Origin of the sequence: Comamonas sp. MYb21, assembly GCF_037479395.1 — a bacterium.
In the GTDB taxonomy this organism is placed as follows: domain Bacteria; phylum Pseudomonadota; class Gammaproteobacteria; order Burkholderiales; family Burkholderiaceae_C; genus Comamonas.
Map to the genome: position 1 here is coordinate 228,257 of NZ_JBBGZC010000001.1, position 18,085 is coordinate 246,341.

Here is an 18,085-nt window from a genome sequence, read left to right on the forward strand (position 1 = left end):
GCGCGCACCATGCCCATATGGGTGCCTGCCCCTTGGGCGCATGGGTTACAGTGCGCCATCCCCTTTGATTTTTTTATCGCTGCAGCCCACGCTGCAGCGCGCTGGTGCATGAAACTTCGTATCGCCACTGCCCGCCAGGGTGTGACCTGGGTGCAAGACGGCTTCAAAACCTTCAAGACACAGGCCCTGGCCCTCACTTCGCTGTTCTTTCTGTCGATGATGGTGATGTCCCTGATCGGCGCCATCCCGATTGCCGGCACCTTTATCGCGCTGGCGCTGCTGCCGGTCTCCACCCTGTGCATGATGATTGGCGCCGCGTTGACGGCCCAGGGCACGCGCCCGACCTTGCCGGTGGTGCTGGCTGCGCTGCGTGTGGACAAGGAACGGCGCAACTCCTTTGTCGTGCTGGGCGTGTTCTATGCGCTATCCTTCCTGCTGGTGCTGGGCTTTTCGGCGCTGTTCGACGGCGGCCAGTTCGCCCGGCTCAACCTGATGGGCGGCGAGATCACGCGTGAGATCGTTGAGCAACCGGCCTTCCAGCAGGCCATGTTCGCCACCATGCTGCTGTACATTCCGCTGTCGTTGCTGTTCTGGCATGCGCCTGGCCTCATTTACTGGCACCGCGTTCCCGCCATCAAGGCGGTGTTCTTCAGCCTGATCGCCTGCAGCCGCAATATCGGCGCCTTCACGATGTTTGGTCTGGCCTGGATGGCTGTCGGCATCGGTTTTGGCATCGCCATGGCCTTGCTGTCTGCGCTGCTGGGCACCTTGCTGGGCGCCTGGGCAGCAGCGGCGATTGCCATTGCCGGCTCGCTGATGCTGGCCACGATGTTCCTGACCTCGGTAGTGTTCAGCTTTCGTGACTGCTTTGAAGCGCCGGAGCAGACTGACAGCGTCGCGCTCTAAGCCCTACCCGCTCACCCCAGCCCGGTCTGTGTCCCACAGCCCGGGCTTTTTTCATCGCTGGGGGCCTTCGCCGTGGTGCAGGCGGTGCAGCTGCGCGCGGTCTTCCAGGCTGGACAGCGCCAGCGCAAACACAATGCCCAGCGCCGCGCCCAGCACGGTATCCAGCACCCGCTCCAGCGGCATGGCCAAGGGGGCCAGCGGTGATGAGGCCAGATGCGTCATCAGCAAGGCCATGGGCGTGACGGTGATCTGGCCCAGGGCGTAGTTGTAGCCAATGCTCACCTCGGTGATGAACTGCAGCGCGACGATGGCTGCGGCAATCCACCAAAACGATGGCTCCAGCGACAAAATCAGACCGGCGACCAGCGCGCCCAGCATGGTGCCCACCATGCGCTGCAGCGCCCGGTTCATCGTGATGTGCAGATGGCTGCCCTGCATCACCGCCGTGGCGCCAATCGCCGCCCAGGCCGGATGCTGCCAGCCAGCGGCCTGGGCCACCCAGGCGGCCAGGCCAGCACCGAGCACAATGCGGCCGGCGGCGGCCAGCTCGGCGGGCCAGGGGCGCTGCGGCTGCGCGGGCAGTTGCACGCGCTGCACGGCCTGGTGGCGCAGGCCATCGGTGGCCCAGCAGACCAAGGCTGCCAACAGGCCCCCAGCCAAGGTGCCCAAGGTCCGCTCCAGCAGCTGCTGCCCGCTGTGCACCGGCGCCAGCGAGGCACCGGCGGCGAACACCACAATCACCGCGCCCGGCCCACCCAGGCGCCAGTGGCTGACCGCCAAGGTGGCCGCGCCAGCGACCAGCGCCAGCACCCCCACCATGGCCTGGGCGGGCAGCCCGGCCCAGGAGGCAAGCGATGGCAAAAACACTGCAGCGCACAGCATGGCCGCGCAGATGCCGACGATGCGCATGCGCCGGCCCGGCGCTGCAAAACGGCCAAACAAGGCGGCCAACGCGCCCAGCCCCAAGGGCCCCACCAGCTGGGGCCAGGGCGACAGCCGCGCCACCACCAGGGCCAGCAGCACCGCCAGCGCTGCCTGCATGGCCGCAACCAGCGCAATGTGCAGCGAGGGAAGCGGTTGCAGGCGGACGCTGTCACGCAGCTGGCGCGGTGACAGCAGGTGGCGCAGCGCCTGGTGGCGGCCAATGGCTGGGGTGGTCATGTCGATCTTGGGGGCAGGTGTCATGGGCATCCTCGTCTACCCAGCAACTGGCCAACGCGCAGCCTGGCCGGCACAGCGGCCAGCCAGTGTGGCTGGGATAGGAAAGTGGAGACTCACCAGCCAAAAAGCAGCACGGGCGCCAGCCTGTGCGCGTACAGGGATGGCTCGCGCTGGTCCTGTTAGGGGTACCAAGTCAGGACGCAGCAGGGGCTGCGTATGCCGATGAGTAGCCCATATAGTATCCCATGCAACTATTTATGGCAAGCCTGAGGTTGGTGCCCACTATCCAAGCACGACCTACCAGGCTTGCAACGAGGGTTTACACCACCGTCAGCTTGGCCACCGACAGCGCCAGCCACTTGGTGCCATGGCGCGGAAAATTCACCTGGGCGCGGGCATCGTCGCCGGTGCCTTCCACCGCCAGCACCTTGCCTTCGCCAAACTTGTTGTGGAACACACTGGCGCCCTTTTTGATGCCATGCGCGGGCTCGGCCTTTTGCACCGGCACGGGGGTCTTGCCCCACATGCTGGGCGCGGCATCGCCATAGCCACCGCCCGATGAGCGGCCGCCGCCGCCTCCCCCGCCGTAAGCCAGGCTGCCCATGCCACTGCCAAATCCCGAATGCTTGGGCGTGAGCCATTTGAGCGCGCCTTCGGGCAGTTCATCGAGAAAGCGGCTGCGCACGTTGTAGCGCGTGGTGCCGTGGAGCATGCGCGTCTGCGAGGTGCTCAGGTACAGGCGCTTGCGCGCCCGGGTGATGGCCACATACATCAGGCGGCGCTCTTCCTCCAGCCCGCCGGTGTCGGTCATCGCGTTCTCGTGCGGGAACAGACCTTCTTCCAGACCACCGATAAAGACCACATCAAACTCCAGGCCCTTGCTGGCATGCACGGTCATCATCTGCACGGCATCCTGGCCGGCCTGGGCCTGGTTGTCACCAGCCTCCAGCGCCGCATGGGTCAAAAAGGCCACCAGCGGCGACAAGGTTTCGCCGGTATCGGGGTTCACCATCGCCGGGTTGGCGGCATCGGGCAGTGGGGTATCGAGCAGCGGTGCATCCGGGTCCAGCCCTTGGCTCACGGGGCTTTGGCCACTGCCTGGCACGCCCATGGCCTGCTGCTCGTCGATCGGAATGGCCACGGCATCCTTGCCAAAGCCTTCCTGGGTGACAAAGCTCTCGGCGGCGGTCACCAACTCGCCCAGGTTGTCGATGCGGTCGGCGCCTTCCTTTTCGCTCTGGTAGTGCTCGATCAGGCCGCTCACCACCAGCATGCGCTCGATGGTCTCGCGCAGGGTCTTGCCCTGGGTTTCCTCGCGCAGCACATCGATCATCGCGACAAAGGACTGCAGCTTGGTGCCTGCCTTGCCAGCCACGGCGGTGACCGCGTCGTACAGCGAGCAACCGGCGGCCTGCGCCCCTTCCTGCAGTTGCTCGGTGGTACGCGCACCAATGCCGCGCGGCGGAAAGTTCACCACCCGCATGAAGCTGGTGTCGTCATGCGGGTTCTCCAGCAGGCGCAGATAGGCCAGCGCATGCTTGATTTCCGCGCGCTCGAAAAAGCGCAGACCGCCATACACGCGGTAAGGCACGCCGGCATTGAACAGGCTGGTTTCCAGAATCCGGCTTTGGGCATTGCTGCGGTAGAGCACGGCGATCTCGCTGCGCGCAAAGCCATCGCTCTTGATCAGCGACTTGATCTCCTCGACCATCCACTGCGCCTCGGCCATGTCGGTGGCGCTCTCGGACACCCGCACCGGCTCGCCCGGGCCCTGGTCGGTGCGCAGGTTCTTGCCCAGGCGGTTGCTGTTGTGGCTGATCAGCGCATTGGCGCTGTCGAGGATGTTGCTGTAGCTGCGGTAGTTCTGCTCGAGCTTGATCTGCTGGCGCACCTCGAACTCACGCACAAAATCCTGCATATTGCCCACGCGCGCGCCACGGAAGGCATAGATGCTCTGGTCATCATCGCCCACGGCAATCACGCTGCTATGGGACTGGAACTTGCCGCCCACCATGTCGCCGGCCAGCTGCTTGAGCCAGAGGTACTGCAGGCGGTTGGTGTCCTGGAACTCGTCGACCAACATGTGGCGAAAGCGGTGCTGGTAGTGCTGGCGGATCGGCAGGTTGTCGCGCAGCAGCTCGTAGGAGCGCAGCATCAGCTCGCCAAAATCGACCACGCCTTCGCGCAGGCATTGCTCTTCGTAGAGCTGGTAGAGCTCGACCTTCTTGCGCTCGGCCATGTCGCGCGCCTGCACATCCGACGGGCGCAGCCCCTCTTCCTTGCAGCCGCTGATGAAGTACTGCAGCTGCTTGGGTGGCAGCGCTTCCTCATCGACCTGGAACTGCTTGCACAGGCGCTTGATCGCCGAGAGCTGGTCCTGCGTGTCCAGGATCTGGAAGGTCTGGGGCAGGTTGGCCGACTTGTAATGCGCGCGCAGCATGCGGTTGCACAGCCCGTGGAAGGTGCCGATCCACATGCCGCGTACATTGATGGGCAGCATCGCCGACAGGCGGGTGAGCATCTCCTTGGCGGCCTTGTTGGTGAAGGTCACCGCCAGAATGCCGCCGGGCGTGGCGCGGCCCGTCTGCAGCAGCCAGGCGATGCGCGTGGTCAGCACCCGGGTCTTGCCCGAGCCGGCGCCGGCCAGAATCAGCGCATGGCCGCCCTCCAAGGTGGCAGCGGCAAGCTGCTCGTCGTTGAGGCCATTGAGCAGTGGCAAATGGCCAGAACCACCGGCATCGGGCGGCAGCGCAAACAAATCATTCGAATCCATGCCTGCATTGTAGGGAGATCGGCAGGCCGGCGAGGCGCCCGCCCGGCAAGCGCCTGGTGGTCTTGCCCGCCGCCTGCGCATACTGCAGCGGCCGGCAAGGCTTTTGCAAAGCCGGTGCATGCTGCTAGAATCAGTCACCGGGCCCAAGTTTCTTGTGACCCGGTTTTTTTGTGTCTGCAACAGCACAAAAGAGGGCTTTCCAACGCGAAGCGCCCTGCCCGACCGGTCTCCAAGCCAAGCGCCCCATCGCTGCGAAATAGTTCGCTGCGACCTTTTATGGAGCTTGGAATCAAATGGAAATCTTCGACTACGACAACATTCTTTTGCTGCCCCGCAAGTGCCGCGTGGAGAGCCGCTCGGAATGTGACGCCAGCGTTGTCCTGGGCAACCGCACCTTCCGCCTGCCGGTGGTGCCTGCCAACATGAAGACCGTGCTGGACGAGAAGATCTGCAAGTTTTTGGCGCAACACGGCTACTTCTATGTGATGCACCGCTTTGACATCGACAATGTGGCCTTCACCAAGGCCATGCAGTCGCAAGGCCTGTTCGCCTCGATCTCGCTGGGCGTCAAGCAAGCCGACTATGACGTGGTCGACCGCTTTGTGGCCGACGACATCTGCCCCGAATACATCACCATCGACATCGCCCACGGCCATGCCGACAGCGTGAAGAACATGATCGGCTACCTGAAAGCAAAGCTGCCCGAGGCCTTTGTGATCGCCGGCAATGTGGCCACGCCTGAGGCCGTGATCGACCTGGAAAACTGGGGCGCCGATGCCACCAAGGTGGGCGTGGGCCCAGGCAAGGTCTGCATCACCAAGCTCAAGACCGGCTTTGGCACCGGCGGCTGGCAGCTGTCGGCGCTCAAATGGTGCGCGCGCGTGGCCACCAAGCCCATCATTGCCGACGGCGGCATCCGCAGCCATGGCGATATCGCCAAGAGCATCCGCTTTGGCGCCACGATGGTGATGATCGGCTCGCTGTTCGCTGGCCATGAGGAATCGCCCGGCAAGACCGTCGAGCTCGACGGCGAGCTGTTCAAGGAGTACTACGGCTCGGCCAGCGACTTCAACAAGGGCGAGTACAAGCACGTCGAAGGCAAGCGCATCCTCGAGCCCATCAAGGGCAAGCTGCAGGACACCTTGATCGAGATGGAGCAGGACGTGCAGTCCTCCATCAGCTACGCAGGCGGCAAGCACCTGATGGACATCCGCAAGGTGAACTATGTGATCCTGGGCGGCGACAACGCTGGCGAACATCTGCTGATGTAAAGCGCCTTCCTCACGCGAGCCAGGTCCTGCCTGGCTCGCACCGGCACGGCCCGGCAGCTTGCGGGCCGTTTTTGCCTCTGCGGTAACCGACCTGCCGGAAAAAACCAGGGTTGATATCGGTATTTTTCCGAACAGGCGTAAAAATTAGTGCATAATACAAGGCTTGCTGCAGCGCACTGCTGACAGCAAACAAATGTGGGCTCTTAGCTCAGTTGGTAGAGCAGCGGACTCTTAATCCGTTGGTCGAGTGTTCGAATCACTCAGGGCCCACCACATTTTTAGGCTTGCGATTGACCGCGCAGGCCAACGAAACAAAGCATTTCCAAGGTGCGACAGTTTCGGGCTCTTAGCTCAGTTGGTAGAGCAGCGGACTCTTAATCCGTTGGTCGAGTGTTCGAATCACTCAGGGCCCACCAAGTTCAACGGCCTAGGCTTATCGCCTAGGCCGTTTTTTATTTCCCCTCCCGCTTGGCCTTTCCCGCCTGCCCCTCACGCCGCGCGGCAGCGCCTGCTGCCCATGATGACCCTGCGCTTGTAGAATGCAGGGACTCTTTCTCTCCATCCGACATTTCTCCCAGCCCCTACCATGCGCCCCCTGCTCCCCTCCTTGCTCGCCGCCTTTGCGTTTGCAACCGCCTCCAGCGCTTTTGCCCATGTCACGGTCAGCAATCCCTGGGCGCGCGCCACGGTCGCGCAGCAGCAGGCCTCGGGCGTTTTCATGGAGCTGCGCTCGGCGCATGACAATGCCCAGCTCGTGGGCGTGAAGACCGACGCAGCCAGCAGCGCCGAAGTGCATGAGATGCGCATGGAAGACAATGTGATGAAGATGCGGGCCGTGCCCAGCGTCAGCCTGCCCAGCGGCCAGACCGTGAGCCTCAAGCCGGGCGGCTACCACATCATGCTGATGGGCCTGAAAAAGCCGCTGACCGCAGGCGAAAACGTCGACCTGACGCTCGAAGTGCTGCATGCCGACGGCGCCAAGGAGAGCATTGCCGTCAGCGCCCCGGTGCGCGCCCTGGCCCCGGCAACCGGTGCACATCCACCCGCCGCTGGCGGCCACCAGCACCAGCACTGAGGGGCAGGCGCAGCAGGCTCCCGGAATGCCTGTTGTTTATTTGAACACTATATAAGCCTTTGTATACAACTGAGCGGTATACCGCAGGCTTCGCCATATTGCTGCCAAGAAAGCTAGTTACACTTTTCAGGCATGCCCGCGCCTAATCCGGCACCGAGATCGCACAATAGTTGCGCTCCATCAATTGCGCATTATTAATATATCTGAGATATTGACATATTATTACAAGCTTTGAAAATGGAACACCGTCCACGCTTGGCCCATGCCATGCACGAACGGCGGTGTCCGCAACGCTTGAAGGTGAATGTGCCAGGGAGAGTTGTTATGTCCGAGTTGATCCTGCATGCCGCCCATTTGAGTGAAGCCCATCAACTGCGCTTTAGCTATTTGTTTGAAGTCGCAGCCAAGCACTGGCGCGATAAACAGCCTTCTCAGACCGCCAAGCCAGCCACTGAGTTGTGGGTGATCGACGCCCACAGCGCGCCCGATGCCATCCAGAACCGCTCCAACAGCTCCTTTGTGCTGCTGATCGCCACCGATGACCAGGCCCAGGCCGCGCGCGCGCAGTGGCCCGACCAGATCGATGCCCAGCTGCCACCCGACTACAGCGTGGGGCGCCTGACCCAGCTGCTCGAACATATCAGCGTGCAAGCGCATGGCAAACGGCTGCGCGAGACCCTCAAGACCCGCCGCCAGCACAGCATGACCTTGTCGCACGACGTGCAGGTCAAGAATGCCGATGCCGCGTTTCTCAAGGCCACCGACCTGAGCCAGCCCACGCTGGTGGTGGCCGAACCTGCGCCCGAGCCCGTGCTGGAGGCGCCCGCCGCAACCACCGCAACTACCACAGCCCCCGCTGCCGCGCTGGGCAACCTGCCCGCGCCGGGCACGCGTTTTCGCATCAAGCGTTGGACCCAGCTGACCGGCAGCATGGCCGGCCAGGCGCACCGGCAGCTGCTGGCCGCGATGATCTCCGGCGACCGGGGCCTGGACGAGCTGGCCGAACGCACCCATCTGGAGCGGGGCGAGATCCTGCGCGTATTGCAGGTCCTGCGCGGCAAAGGTGTGCTGGTCGAGACGGCGCCACCTGCAGCCGTTGAATCGGTGGCCCCGGCCACCCCTGTGCCCCCAGCCTCTCATGCCGCCGAGCCCAGCCCGGCGGCGGCGGCCAAGCTGGGCCTTTTCCGACAACTGAGCCGCTGGATCCACCAGAACCGGGCCAGCGACCCGCACTGAACACCTGACGGGAGGACTGCATGCACCACCCCATCAAACGCATCGTGCTGCTGGGCCCCATGGGCATCGGCAAGACCACGGCGATCCGCAGCCTCTGCGGCAGTTTGGCCATCGAGTGCGATGTTCCCAACCTGGACAAGCAGGCCCACGCCAAAGAGACCACCACGGTGGGCCTGGATTTTGGCGAAATCAAGCTCGACGATGAGGACACCTTGCAGGTCTATGGCTGCCCCGGCCAGGAGCGCTACGACTTTGTGCGCGAGTGGGCGCTGTCGCTGGCCTTTGGCGCCATCGTGATGGTCGATATCCACGACCCGCAGGCGATGGAGCAGACCATCGACCTGATTCAGCAATGCCATGCGGCGCCCAATATCCAGGCCGTCGTGGTGCTGATTGCCCGGCCCGCATCGGCCGCGCAGCAGGAGATGTTCACGGTGCGCCTCTCGGCCCATGCCGAATGCGCGGTGCCCGTGCTCAGCGCCGATCCGCGCAACCCCTCGCAAATGCTCGATACCCTGGACATCATCGCCGCGATGCTGCCCGACGAAGTGCAGCCGCGCTGAGCGCAGCCCGCAGACCCATACCACAGCGACTGCAGCGCGCTGGCGCTTGAGGTAAGCTCGGCGCCTGCTGCTTGCGCACCGGGCAGGCCCCGGGCTGCAGCAGCCCACGCCCTTCACCCCCTTATTTGACGACGCCCCCTGCCCACGGCCGGTGGCGCGCAGGCCATGAACCCACCACGCCCCGCAGACGCATCCGCCCAGCCCACGCCCCAATGGATTCTGGCGGTCATGCTGGCCCTGCTGGGCATGCTCGGGCCCTTCTCGATCGACACCTACCTGCCCGCCTTTGACGGCATTGCGGCATCGCTCAACGCCTCGCCGCTGCAGATGCAGCAGACGCTGTCGGCCTATCTGTTTGGCTTTGCGTTCATGAACCTGTTCCACGGCGCGCTGTCGGACAGCTTTGGCCGCCGCCCCGTCGTGCTGTGGGGGCTGGCCACCTTTGCGCTGACATCAGCGGGCTGCGCACTGGCCCAGACGCCTGAGCAACTGATCCTGTTCCGTGCACTGCAGGGCTGCACCACGGGCGCCGGCATTGTGGTCTCACGCGCGGTGGTGCGCGACCTGTTCCCACCCGCCCAGGCCCAGCGGGTGATGAGCCAGATCACCATCTACTTTGGCATCGCGCCGGCGGTGGCGCCGATGATTGGCGGCGTCTTCATCGCCTACGCCAGCTGGCAATCGATCTTCTGGCTGCTCACGGCCATTGGCGCGCTGCTGTGGGCCTACAACTGGCGCCTGCTGCCCGAGAGCCTGCCGCCCGAGAAGCGCCAGGCCTTTGATGTGCGCAACCTGATGCGCGGCTACTGGCAGCTGTGCAGCAGCCCGCGCTTTTTGCTGCTGGCCGCTGCCAGCGGCGTGCCCTTCAACGGCATGTTCATCTATATCCTGTCGGCCCCCACGTTCCTGGGCACCCATATGCGCATGCAGCCGACCCAGTTCTTCTGGTTCTTCATCTGCACGATTGGCGGCATCATGCTGGGCGCCTGGGTCAGCGGCCGGCTGGCGGGCAAGATCCCGCCCAAGCGCCAGGTACGGCATGGTTTTCTGATCATGTTCCTGACCTCCTGCATCTACCTGGCGCTGAACCTGGTACTGCCGCCGCACCCGGCCTGGGCGCTGCTGCCGCTGGGCATCTATTCGTTTGGCTGGGCCTTGATGACCCCGGTGGTCACCCTGCTGGTGCTGGACCTGCACCCTGAGCGCCGGGGCCTGGCCTCATCCCTGCAGGCCGTCGTCACCTCGGTGGCCAATGGCATCGTCGCGGGCGTGCTCGCCCCCTTGGTCATGCAGTCGACGGTAGCGCTGGCCATCGCATCGATGGGCTTGATGCTGACCGGCCTGCTCAGCTGGATCTATTTCCACCACCGCTGGCCCGATATCGGGCGCCATAACGCGGTCTGAAGTCTGACGGATGCGCCCAAGGAGGCGCCAAGCGCTCGTTATCAACCAGCCGCCTTGTGCAACAGGCACAAAAAAAGAGCTTCCCTCAGGAAGCTCTTTGTCATTGCGCTATGCGCTGCTTAGCGGCTGCGCTCGGTGCGCTTGCGGTCACCGCCAGCGGGGCTGTAGGGACGGCCACCGCGCTCACCACCAAAGCGGTTGTCACCGCCTGGGCGGCGCTGGGCGAAGTCACCACCACCGGCATGGCGGGGGGCTGGGCTGCGTGGGCCACGGCTGTCAGCGCCACGGCTGTCACCAGCACCACGGTTGTCGCCAGCAAAGCGGTCGGCACGGCGCTCAGGCGCGCGGTCAAAGCTACGGCCTTCGGGGCGCGGTGCGCGGTCCTGGAAGCGGTCTGCACCACGGTCCTGGAAACGGTCCGGGCCACGCTCCTGGAAGCGGTCGCCACCGCGCTCAGCACGCTGCTCAAAGCGGGGGGCGCGGTCATCGCGCTGCTCGAAACGCGGACGGCTGTCGCCACCACGTGGACCACCACCAAAACCAGCGTTTTCGCCAAAGCCAGGCTTGCGGCCATAGCCTTCGCCATCACGGCGGCCACCAAAGCCACGGTCAGCGCCAAAGCCGCCACCACCACGGCGATCGCCACCACGGCCAGCACCTGGACGGCCACGGTCACCACCGCGACCTGCGCCGCGTGGGCCGCCTTCGCTGCGGGCGGGGAAGCGCTGCTGCGGCTCCATGCCTGGAATCACTTCCGGCTTGAACTGCTGCTTGGTGTAGGCCTCGATATCGAAGACACGGCGGCGGTCACGGAACTCGGCGAAAGTGATCGCCAGACCCGAGCGGCCAGCACGGCCGGTACGGCCAATGCGGTGGGTGTAGTCTTCGGCCTTCATCGGCAGGCCGTAGTTGAACACGTGGGTGATCGTGGGCACGTCGATACCGCGTGCAGCCACATCGGTGGCCACCAGGATCTGTACCTGGCCATTGCGCAGCGCCATCAGGCGGCGGTTACGCAGGCCTTGGCTCAGCGCGCCGTGCAGTGCCACAGCCGAGAAGCCTTCTTGCTGCAGGTCGTTGGCCAGGCCGTCACATTCCACCTGGGTGGATGCAAACACGATGGCCTGGTTGATCGAGGCATCACGCAGCCAGTGGTCCAGCAGCTTGCGCTTGTGCTGGGAGTTGTCGGCCCAGAACAGCACCTGCTTGATGTTGGCATGCTTTTCCTGGGGCGAATCGATGGTGATCTTCTGCACGCTGGCGCCGTTGTCATGCATCACACGCATGGCCAGTTGCTGGATGCGCGGCGCGAAGGTCGCGCTGAACATCATCGTTTGCTTGCGCTGCACCGTCAGCTGGTTGACTTCGGCCAGGTCGTCCGAGAAGCCCAGGTCGAGCATGCGGTCGGCTTCGTCAACGACCAGGAACTGCACCTTGTCGAGCTTGATCTGCATCGAGCGCTGCAGGTCGAGCAGACGGCCGGGCGTTGCCACGACCAGGTCGGCATTTTGCAGCTTGGCAATTTGCAGCTGGTAGGGCATGCCGCCGACGATATTGGCCACACGCAGACCACGGCAGTGGCGCACCAGCTCGATCGCGTCATGGGCCACTTGCTGGGCCAGCTCACGGGTAGGGCACAGAATCAGCGCGCCGGGTTGGGCAGCCTTGAAATTGCGCGGGCTCAGCGGGTTCTTGCGCTTGGCGCGCTTGGGGGCTTGCTCGCCACGGGCCAGGGCTTCGGCCACCAGGCGTTCGTGTTCAGCGCGCTCAGCGGCTTCGGCCTGGCCTTGCTGCTGGATCAGGGTGTGCAGCACGGGCAGCAAGAAGGCAGCGGTCTTGCCCGAGCCGGTCTGGCTCGAGACCATCAGGTCCGCAAAGTGCTGCGACGCTTCACCGTCGTTGATCATCGCCAGCGGGATGGCGCGCGATTGCACAGCGGTCGGTTGGGTGTAGCCCAGGTCCTTGACGGCCTGCACCAGCTCGGGCGCCAGGCCCAGCTCGACAAAGCCATTGGGCTCTTCAGGCAGCACCTCGGCTTCGCCTTCAGCCTCAGCCACCAGCGCGGTGCCGTCTTCTTGCAAAGCGTCTTCGGCCAGAGCCGACAGGGGGGAGGTATTGACGATCTCTTGGGTAGCGTCAACAGTGTTTTGCGCAGGCGCGGCTTCGCCCTGCAGATGGAGGTCTTGCGTCATTTTGAACAATAGCAATAGGTCGGCTCCTGCGCGTTTCGCGACGCAGTTCCGTACCGTTCATGGTTTTAAATACATCAACCATCAAACGGTAACGGCCGTACAAATTGCCGCGGGCTTGTTCAAAGCGGCCATGCTGCGAATCGCATGACCTGGACGCCCAGAGAATGAAGGGAGATGTGCGTATCAACCGCCAGTTTTGGCGGGGAAGCGCAAATTATCGCACATTTCGGGTTTTCCCGCATCAACGCAAGGACTTCTGTACCAAAGCAGCTACGGGTGAAGGCTAAATTTCTTTAATTTGAAAAAATCAATTTTAATTGCAAATTTAATTGATAAAAACAATGAAAAAGATAGGATACCTGCACCACAACAAGGAGAGCGACATGACCAACTACTCACTAACTCTGATGGCCATTACCGGATTGCTCGGCGCAGGCCTGCTTACCGCTTGCGGCGGCGGAGGGAGCGACAGTCCAGAAGAAGCCAAGAATTCCAGCGACTGCTTCAATGCCGGTTTTTACCGCAAGGACACGCAAATCTATGTCAGCCAGAGCAAAAGTCTGAACGATGGGCCAGCTTCAACCAACCTTGTCTACCACTGGGTCACCAGCCAGAACGAGGAGAACGGCATCAACCACATCTATGTCAATCCCACGCCCAACGGCGGGCGCACCAGCCTGCACTACAGCATCGAGGGCGGTGCGCTGCTCTACCACGGCTACAACGCCTTCAATATCGGCGCCACCAGCCGCCAAAGCCTGGCCCCGCCCCGCCAGTCGCTGATCGCGATGGCGCCCGGTCAGACCACGTCCCAAACCATCGTACAAACGGATAGCGTCTCGAACGCTGACGGAGAAACAAAGACCGTCACCACGCTGGCCGAGACCCGAAGCTACGAAGGCAGAGAGACCATCACCACGGCCCTGGGCACCGTGGAGGCCTGCCGCTTCGTCAGCAGCGTTACAGCGAGCCAGCAAGGCAAGCCCGAGGCAAGCCGGGAGACGCAGACAACGACCTGGGTGGCAGCGGCGGGCCCCTACCGCGGGCTCAGACTCAAGGAGAGCGCCAGCACCCGCCAAGGGGGAAAAACCGATACCCTGGTGACGGAGACCAGCCAGGTCAGCCGCTTCGATATCAAGTAGCCGCTGATCCGGGCGCCAGCTGCAGAAAATGCTGGCGGTAGTACAGCATCTCGTCAATCGACTCATGCACATCGGCCAGCGCGGTGTGCTTTTGCGCCTTCTTGAAGCCGGTGACCAGCTCGGGGCGCCAGCGCCGTGCCAGCTCCTTGAGCGTGCTCACGTCCACATTGCGGTAGTGGAAGTAGGCCTCCAGATCGGGCATGTAGCGCGCCAGAAAACGGCGGTCCTGGCCAATGCTGTTGCCGCACATGGGCACCTTGGCCTTGGGCACATAGCGTTTCATGAAGCGCAGCACCTCGGCCTGCGCAGCGGCCTCGTCGATCTGCGAGGCCTTGACCCGCTCGGTCAGCCCGCTGCGGCCATGGGTGCCCCGGTTCCAGGCATCCATCTTGGCCAGCTCCTCATCGCTTTGGTGGATGGCAATCACCGGGCCTTCGACGCGCAGGCTCAGATCGGCACTGGTAACCACCAGCGCGATCTCGATCACACGGTGCTCCTGCGGGTTCAAACCGGTCATTTCACAGTCGAGCCAGACCAGGTTCAGATCGGACTTGGCCAGCTCGGGCACGGGTGCCAGCGGCGTATCCAGGGTGTTCTTGTTTTGCATGGGGGCGATTGTCGCCTATGCCCTACACTGTCCGGTATTCGCCAACCAACACCCCCACTTGTGACTCCATCGCTGCTGTTCACCCTGCTATTCGCGATCGCACTGGCCGCCAGTGTGCTGACCAAACTCTGGCTGGCCAGCCGCCAGATGCGCCATGTGGCCGCCCACCGCGATGCCGTCCCCGCCCTCTTTGCCGACCGCATCAGCCAGGCTGCACACCACAAGGCGGCCGACTACACGATTGCCAAGACCCGCTTTGGGCTGCTGGGACTGGCCATCGGCACTGCGGCGCTGCTGGGCTGGACCTTGCTGGGCGGGCTGGATCTGCTCAACGCCAGCCTGCTCGACGCACTGGGCGGCGGCATGTGGCAGCAGCTGACCCTGGTCGCTGCCTTTGCGCTGATCAGCGGCCTCATCGATCTGCCGGCCAGCTACTACCAGACCTTTGTGCTGGAGCAGCGCTTTGGCTTCAACAAGATGACGCCCGGCCTGTGGCTGGCCGATCTGCTCAAGGGCACGGCCATGGGCGCGCTGGTGGGCCTGCCCATTCTGGCCGTCATTCTGTGGCTGATGGGATCGGCCGGCCAGTGGTGGTGGCTCTGGGCCTGGGCCTTCTGGGTGGGCTTCAACCTGCTGCTGATGGTCATCTACCCGGCTTTCATCGCGCCGCTGTTCAACAAGTTCCAGCCGCTGGAAGACGAGAGCCTCAAAGCCCGCGTACAGGCCCTGATGCAGCGCTGCGGCTTTGCCGCCAAGGGCCTGTTTGTGATGGATGGCAGCCGCCGCAGTGCGCATGCCAATGCCTACTTCACCGGCTTTGGCGCCAGCAAGCGCGTGGTGTTCTTCGACACCTTGCTGCACAAGCTCAATGGCGACGAAGTCGAAGCGGTGCTCGCCCATGAGCTGGGCCACTTCAAGCACAAGCACATCCTCAAGCGCATGCTGGGCCTGTTTGGCCTCACGCTGCTGGGCTTTGCGCTGCTGGGCTGGCTGTCGCAGCAGGGCTGGTTCTACACCGGCCTGGGCGTCACACCCAACCTCAACATCCCGGGCGTGCCCGGAGCCAGCCCCAACGATGCGCTGGCCTTGCTGCTGTTCATGCTGGCCGTGCCGGTGTTCAGCAGCTTTGTCTCGCCGCTGATGGCGCAGTCCTCGCGCAAGCACGAGTTCGAGGCCGATGCCTATGCCGTCCAGCAGACGCGCGCGGCCGATCTGCAGTCGGCCCTGCTCAAGCTCTACGAGGACAACGCCTCCACCTTGACGCCCGACCCGGTCTATGTGCGCTATTACTATTCGCACCCGCCTGCCGTAGAGCGTATCCGCCACATGCAACAATTGGCCCATGACTGAATCCCACCTGCCCCAACAAGACTGGTCCACCCAAAGCCGCCGCGCGCTGTCTGCCTCCGAGGTGGTGACCCAGCTGAGCCCACTGACCGGTTGGGTGCTGAGCGGTGATGGCGCCGAGGTGGCCATCGAGAAGACCTTCCGCTTTGCCAACTACTACGAGACCATGGCCTTTGTGAATGGCGTGGCCCTGGTGGCCCATACGCAGGACCACCACCCGGACCTGTCGGTGCACTACAACCGCTGCGTGGTGCGCTTCAACACCCATGATGTGCATGGGCTGTCGGTCACCGACTTCGAATGCGCACGCCGCATCGAAGCCATGCTGCAGCTGGCCTGAGAGACATGGCAAAACCTGCAAGACGCGCCAGCGCGCCCAGCCAGACGGGGACGCAGACGGGCCTGGTCGTCGCCAGCTATGGCCGCCACTGTGTGGTGGAGACGCCTGACGGCGTGCGCCGCATCTGCCACCCCCGGGGCAAGAAGAGCCAGGCCGTCGTCGGCGACCAGGTGCGCTGGCTGGCCCCGCCTACAGGCCAGGGCGAAGAAGGCACGATCGAGAAGGTGCTGGAGCGCCGCAATGTCTTCTACCGCCAGGACGACATCCGCACCAAGACCTTTGCCGCCAATCTGGACCAGTTGCTGATCCTGATCGCGGCCGAGCCGGTCTTCAGCGAGGTGCAGCTGGCACGCGCGCTGATTGCGGCCGAAGCGGCGCACATCACGCCCATCATTGCGCTCAACAAGATGGACCTGGAAGAGCCCTTTTTGCGCGCCTGGGAGCGGCTGGAGCCCTACCGCACCATGCGCGACCAGGTCGAGGACCCGCCGCACTACATGGTGCTGCCCTTTGCGCTGGAAGGCGCCGACGAGGAAGACCGTGATGCCATCTACGGCCTGCTCGAAGGCAAGACCACCTTGGTGCTTGGCCCCTCGGGCGTGGGCAAGAGCACGCTCATCAACCTGCTGATACCGGGCGCGAATGTGGCGACCAACGAGATCTCGCAGGCGCTGAACACCGGCAAGCACACGACCACCAGCACCACCCTGTACTGGGTGGACGAGGCGCGCAAGACCGCGCTGATCGACTCGCCCGGCTTCCAGGAGTTTGGCCTCTACCACATCGCGCCCACGCAGCTGGCCGCCTGCATGCCCGACATCGGCGCCCATGCCAAGGAGTGCAAGTTCTACAACTGCACCCATTTGCACGAGCCCGGCTGCGGCGTCATCCATGCGGTGCAAAACGGCCATGCCGAGCTGCCGATCAGCGACAACCGCTACCGCATCTACAGCGAGCTGTTTGACGAGCTCAACCTGAGCGCGTACTAAAGCGGTTGACCAGACCTTAGCCCCGGCACCACTCTTTGGGCAAGGTCTCGGCATGGCCCAGGTCGACATGGGTCTTCAGAAAATCAAGCACGGCCCGGGTGCGCGACGGCAGGCGCTCGGGCTTGCCCAGGTAGACCGCATGGATGGGCTCCAGCACGCCGGTGTTGAAGGCCTCCAGCACCACCTGCAGCCGGCCCGCCGCGATATCGTGCCAGGCATGGAACAGCGACAGCCGCGCCAGGCCCACGCCTTCAACGGCCAGATTGCGCATTACATCGCCATCGTTGACGCGCAGCAGCTCGCCAATGGCCACCTCCACATCCTGCCCCGCCAGCCGGAACGGCCAGTGCGGCACCGTGCGCTGGTAGTTCCAGCCAATGCGCACATGGCCGCCCAGCGCATCGGGGTGGGTGGGCACGCCATGCGCATCCAGATACGCCGGTGCTGCCACGATGACCTGGCGGGTATGGCCCAAGAGGCGCGCCACCATGTCCGAGGCCGGCAGCTTGCCCCAGCGGATCGCGATATCGGCCCGCGCCTCCATCAGGTCGACCACCTCGTCGGTAAAACTCAGGTCCAGCACCAGGCCCGGGTACTGCTGCATCAGCCGGGCCACCAGCGGCACCAGAATGGCTTGCCCGGTCGATGAGCTGGAGTTGATGCGCACAACGCCCTTGGGCGTGCTGCGCAGCGATGCGGCCGCTTCGGCCTCCTGCAGATCAGCCAGCACGCGCTGGCCGCGCTCATAGAGCTGGCGGCCCTCGGGCGTCAGCTGCACCCGGCGCGTGCTGCGCAGCAGCAGCTGCGCGCCCAGCCGCGCCTCCATGCGCGCCACGATCTTGCTGGTGGCCGACGGCGACACGCCCAGGTGGCGGGCAGCGGCCGAGAAGCTGCCGTGTTCGGCCACCTGCACAAACACCTCCAGCTCACCGGAGCGGTTGGTCTCAAAGGTCGGGCTGGCGGGAAAGGCGGGGTTGCGCATGGTCAAAAGCGTCATAGCTGCAGATGGTGGTGGCAAATTCTGCTCTTATTTGTTCCATTTGGGAACAAATACCTTTCCGCTATTCCGGCTACACAAG

The 18,085-nt window shown here is 63.9% G+C and carries 15 protein-coding genes and 2 tRNA genes; 12 read left to right on the plus strand and 5 right to left on the minus strand.

Annotated features, from left to right (window positions below):
• Window positions 1-108: 108 nt before the first annotated feature.
• Window positions 109-906 carry a BPSS1780 family membrane protein gene (locus WH367_RS01040; RefSeq protein ID WP_021027566.1) on the plus strand — a complete coding sequence of 266 codons (798 nt, stop codon included), beginning with the start codon at window positions 109-111 and terminating at the stop codon, window positions 904-906.
• 51 nt (window positions 907-957) lie between these two features.
• Here WH367_RS01040 and WH367_RS01045 read toward each other — a convergent pair whose 3' ends face one another.
• Window positions 958-2,091 (minus strand): FUSC family protein, encoded by a 1,134-nt coding sequence (locus WH367_RS01045; RefSeq protein ID WP_339533784.1) that lies wholly within the window; start codon window positions 2,089-2,091, stop codon window positions 958-960.
• 295 nt (window positions 2,092-2,386) lie between these two features.
• Window positions 2,387-4,840 (minus strand): UvrD-helicase domain-containing protein, encoded by a 2,454-nt coding sequence (locus tag WH367_RS01050; RefSeq protein WP_339533786.1) that lies wholly within the window; start codon window positions 4,838-4,840, stop codon window positions 2,387-2,389.
• Window positions 4,841-5,133: 293 nt separating this feature from the next.
• On the opposite strand from WH367_RS01050, the gene WH367_RS01055 reads away from it, so the two are divergent.
• From WH367_RS01055 to WH367_RS01085, 7 genes are all read left to right on the plus strand, one after another.
• Window positions 5,134-6,111 (plus strand): GMP reductase, encoded by a 978-nt coding sequence (locus tag WH367_RS01055; protein ID WP_021027940.1) that lies wholly within the window; start codon window positions 5,134-5,136, stop codon window positions 6,109-6,111.
• Between the two features lie 197 nt (window positions 6,112-6,308).
• Window positions 6,309-6,384: transfer RNA gene (locus WH367_RS01060), tRNA-Lys, on the plus strand.
• A gap of 67 nt (window positions 6,385-6,451) precedes the next feature.
• Window positions 6,452-6,527, plus strand: a tRNA-Lys gene (locus tag WH367_RS01065).
• Between the two features lie 170 nt (window positions 6,528-6,697).
• Window positions 6,698-7,186 carry a copper chaperone PCu(A)C gene (locus tag WH367_RS01070; protein ID WP_339533788.1) on the plus strand — a complete coding sequence of 163 codons (489 nt, stop codon included), beginning with the start codon at window positions 6,698-6,700 and terminating at the stop codon, window positions 7,184-7,186.
• Between the two features lie 324 nt (window positions 7,187-7,510).
• Window positions 7,511-8,422 carry a hypothetical protein gene (locus WH367_RS01075; protein ID WP_339533790.1) on the plus strand — a complete coding sequence of 304 codons (912 nt, stop codon included), beginning with the start codon at window positions 7,511-7,513 and terminating at the stop codon, window positions 8,420-8,422.
• Window positions 8,423-8,442: 20 nt separating this feature from the next.
• A complete protein-coding gene (locus WH367_RS01080) occupies window positions 8,443-8,985 on the plus strand; it encodes a GTP-binding protein (protein WP_021027937.1) in 543 nt (180 codons plus the stop codon).
• 165 nt (window positions 8,986-9,150) lie between these two features.
• Entirely contained in the window at window positions 9,151-10,389 is a 1,239-nt protein-coding gene (locus WH367_RS01085) for a multidrug effflux MFS transporter (protein ID WP_339533792.1), read from the plus strand.
• Window positions 10,390-10,508: 119 nt separating this feature from the next.
• Here the strand turns inward: WH367_RS01085 and WH367_RS01090 are convergent, their stop codons facing one another.
• Window positions 10,509-12,581 carry a DEAD/DEAH box helicase gene (locus WH367_RS01090; RefSeq protein WP_339533794.1) on the minus strand — a complete coding sequence of 691 codons (2,073 nt, stop codon included), beginning with the start codon at window positions 12,579-12,581 and terminating at the stop codon, window positions 10,509-10,511.
• A gap of 341 nt (window positions 12,582-12,922) precedes the next feature.
• Here WH367_RS01090 and WH367_RS01095 point away from each other — a divergent pair, with 341 nt between their 5' ends.
• Window positions 12,923-13,723, plus strand: coding sequence for a hypothetical protein (locus WH367_RS01095; protein WP_339533796.1), 801 nt, complete (start codon window positions 12,923-12,925; stop codon window positions 13,721-13,723).
• Here the strand turns inward: WH367_RS01095 and orn are convergent.
• Window positions 13,716-14,330, minus strand: coding sequence for an oligoribonuclease (gene orn / locus WH367_RS01100; RefSeq protein WP_021027933.1), 615 nt, complete (start codon window positions 14,328-14,330; stop codon window positions 13,716-13,718). The two genes, WH367_RS01095 and orn, sit on opposite strands and share 8 nt — an antisense overlap.
• 60 nt (window positions 14,331-14,390) lie before the next feature.
• Here orn and WH367_RS01105 point away from each other — a divergent pair, with 60 nt between their 5' ends.
• The 3 genes from WH367_RS01105 to rsgA are packed head-to-tail and all read left to right on the plus strand — an operon-like array spanning window position 14,391 to window position 17,006.
• A complete protein-coding gene (locus tag WH367_RS01105; protein WP_445228049.1) occupies window positions 14,391-15,680 on the plus strand; it encodes a M48 family metallopeptidase in 1,290 nt (429 codons plus the stop codon).
• The gene (locus tag WH367_RS01110; RefSeq protein WP_021027931.1) at window positions 15,673-16,017 is read left to right on the plus strand and encodes a 4a-hydroxytetrahydrobiopterin dehydratase; all 345 of its coding nucleotides are present in this window, start codon (window positions 15,673-15,675) and stop codon (window positions 16,015-16,017) included. The genes WH367_RS01105 and WH367_RS01110 overlap by 8 nt, the downstream gene beginning before the upstream one ends.
• A 5-nt stretch (window positions 16,018-16,022) precedes the next feature.
• Entirely contained in the window at window positions 16,023-17,006 is a 984-nt protein-coding gene (gene rsgA / locus WH367_RS01115; protein WP_339533797.1) for a ribosome small subunit-dependent GTPase A, read from the plus strand.
• 16 nt (window positions 17,007-17,022) lie between these two features.
• Here the strand turns inward: rsgA and WH367_RS01120 are convergent, their stop codons facing one another.
• Window positions 17,023-18,003: a LysR family transcriptional regulator gene (locus WH367_RS01120; protein WP_339518308.1), complete on the minus strand. Its 981-nt coding sequence runs from the start codon at window positions 18,001-18,003 to the stop codon at window positions 17,023-17,025.
• Between the last annotated feature and the right edge of the window lie 82 nt (window positions 18,004-18,085).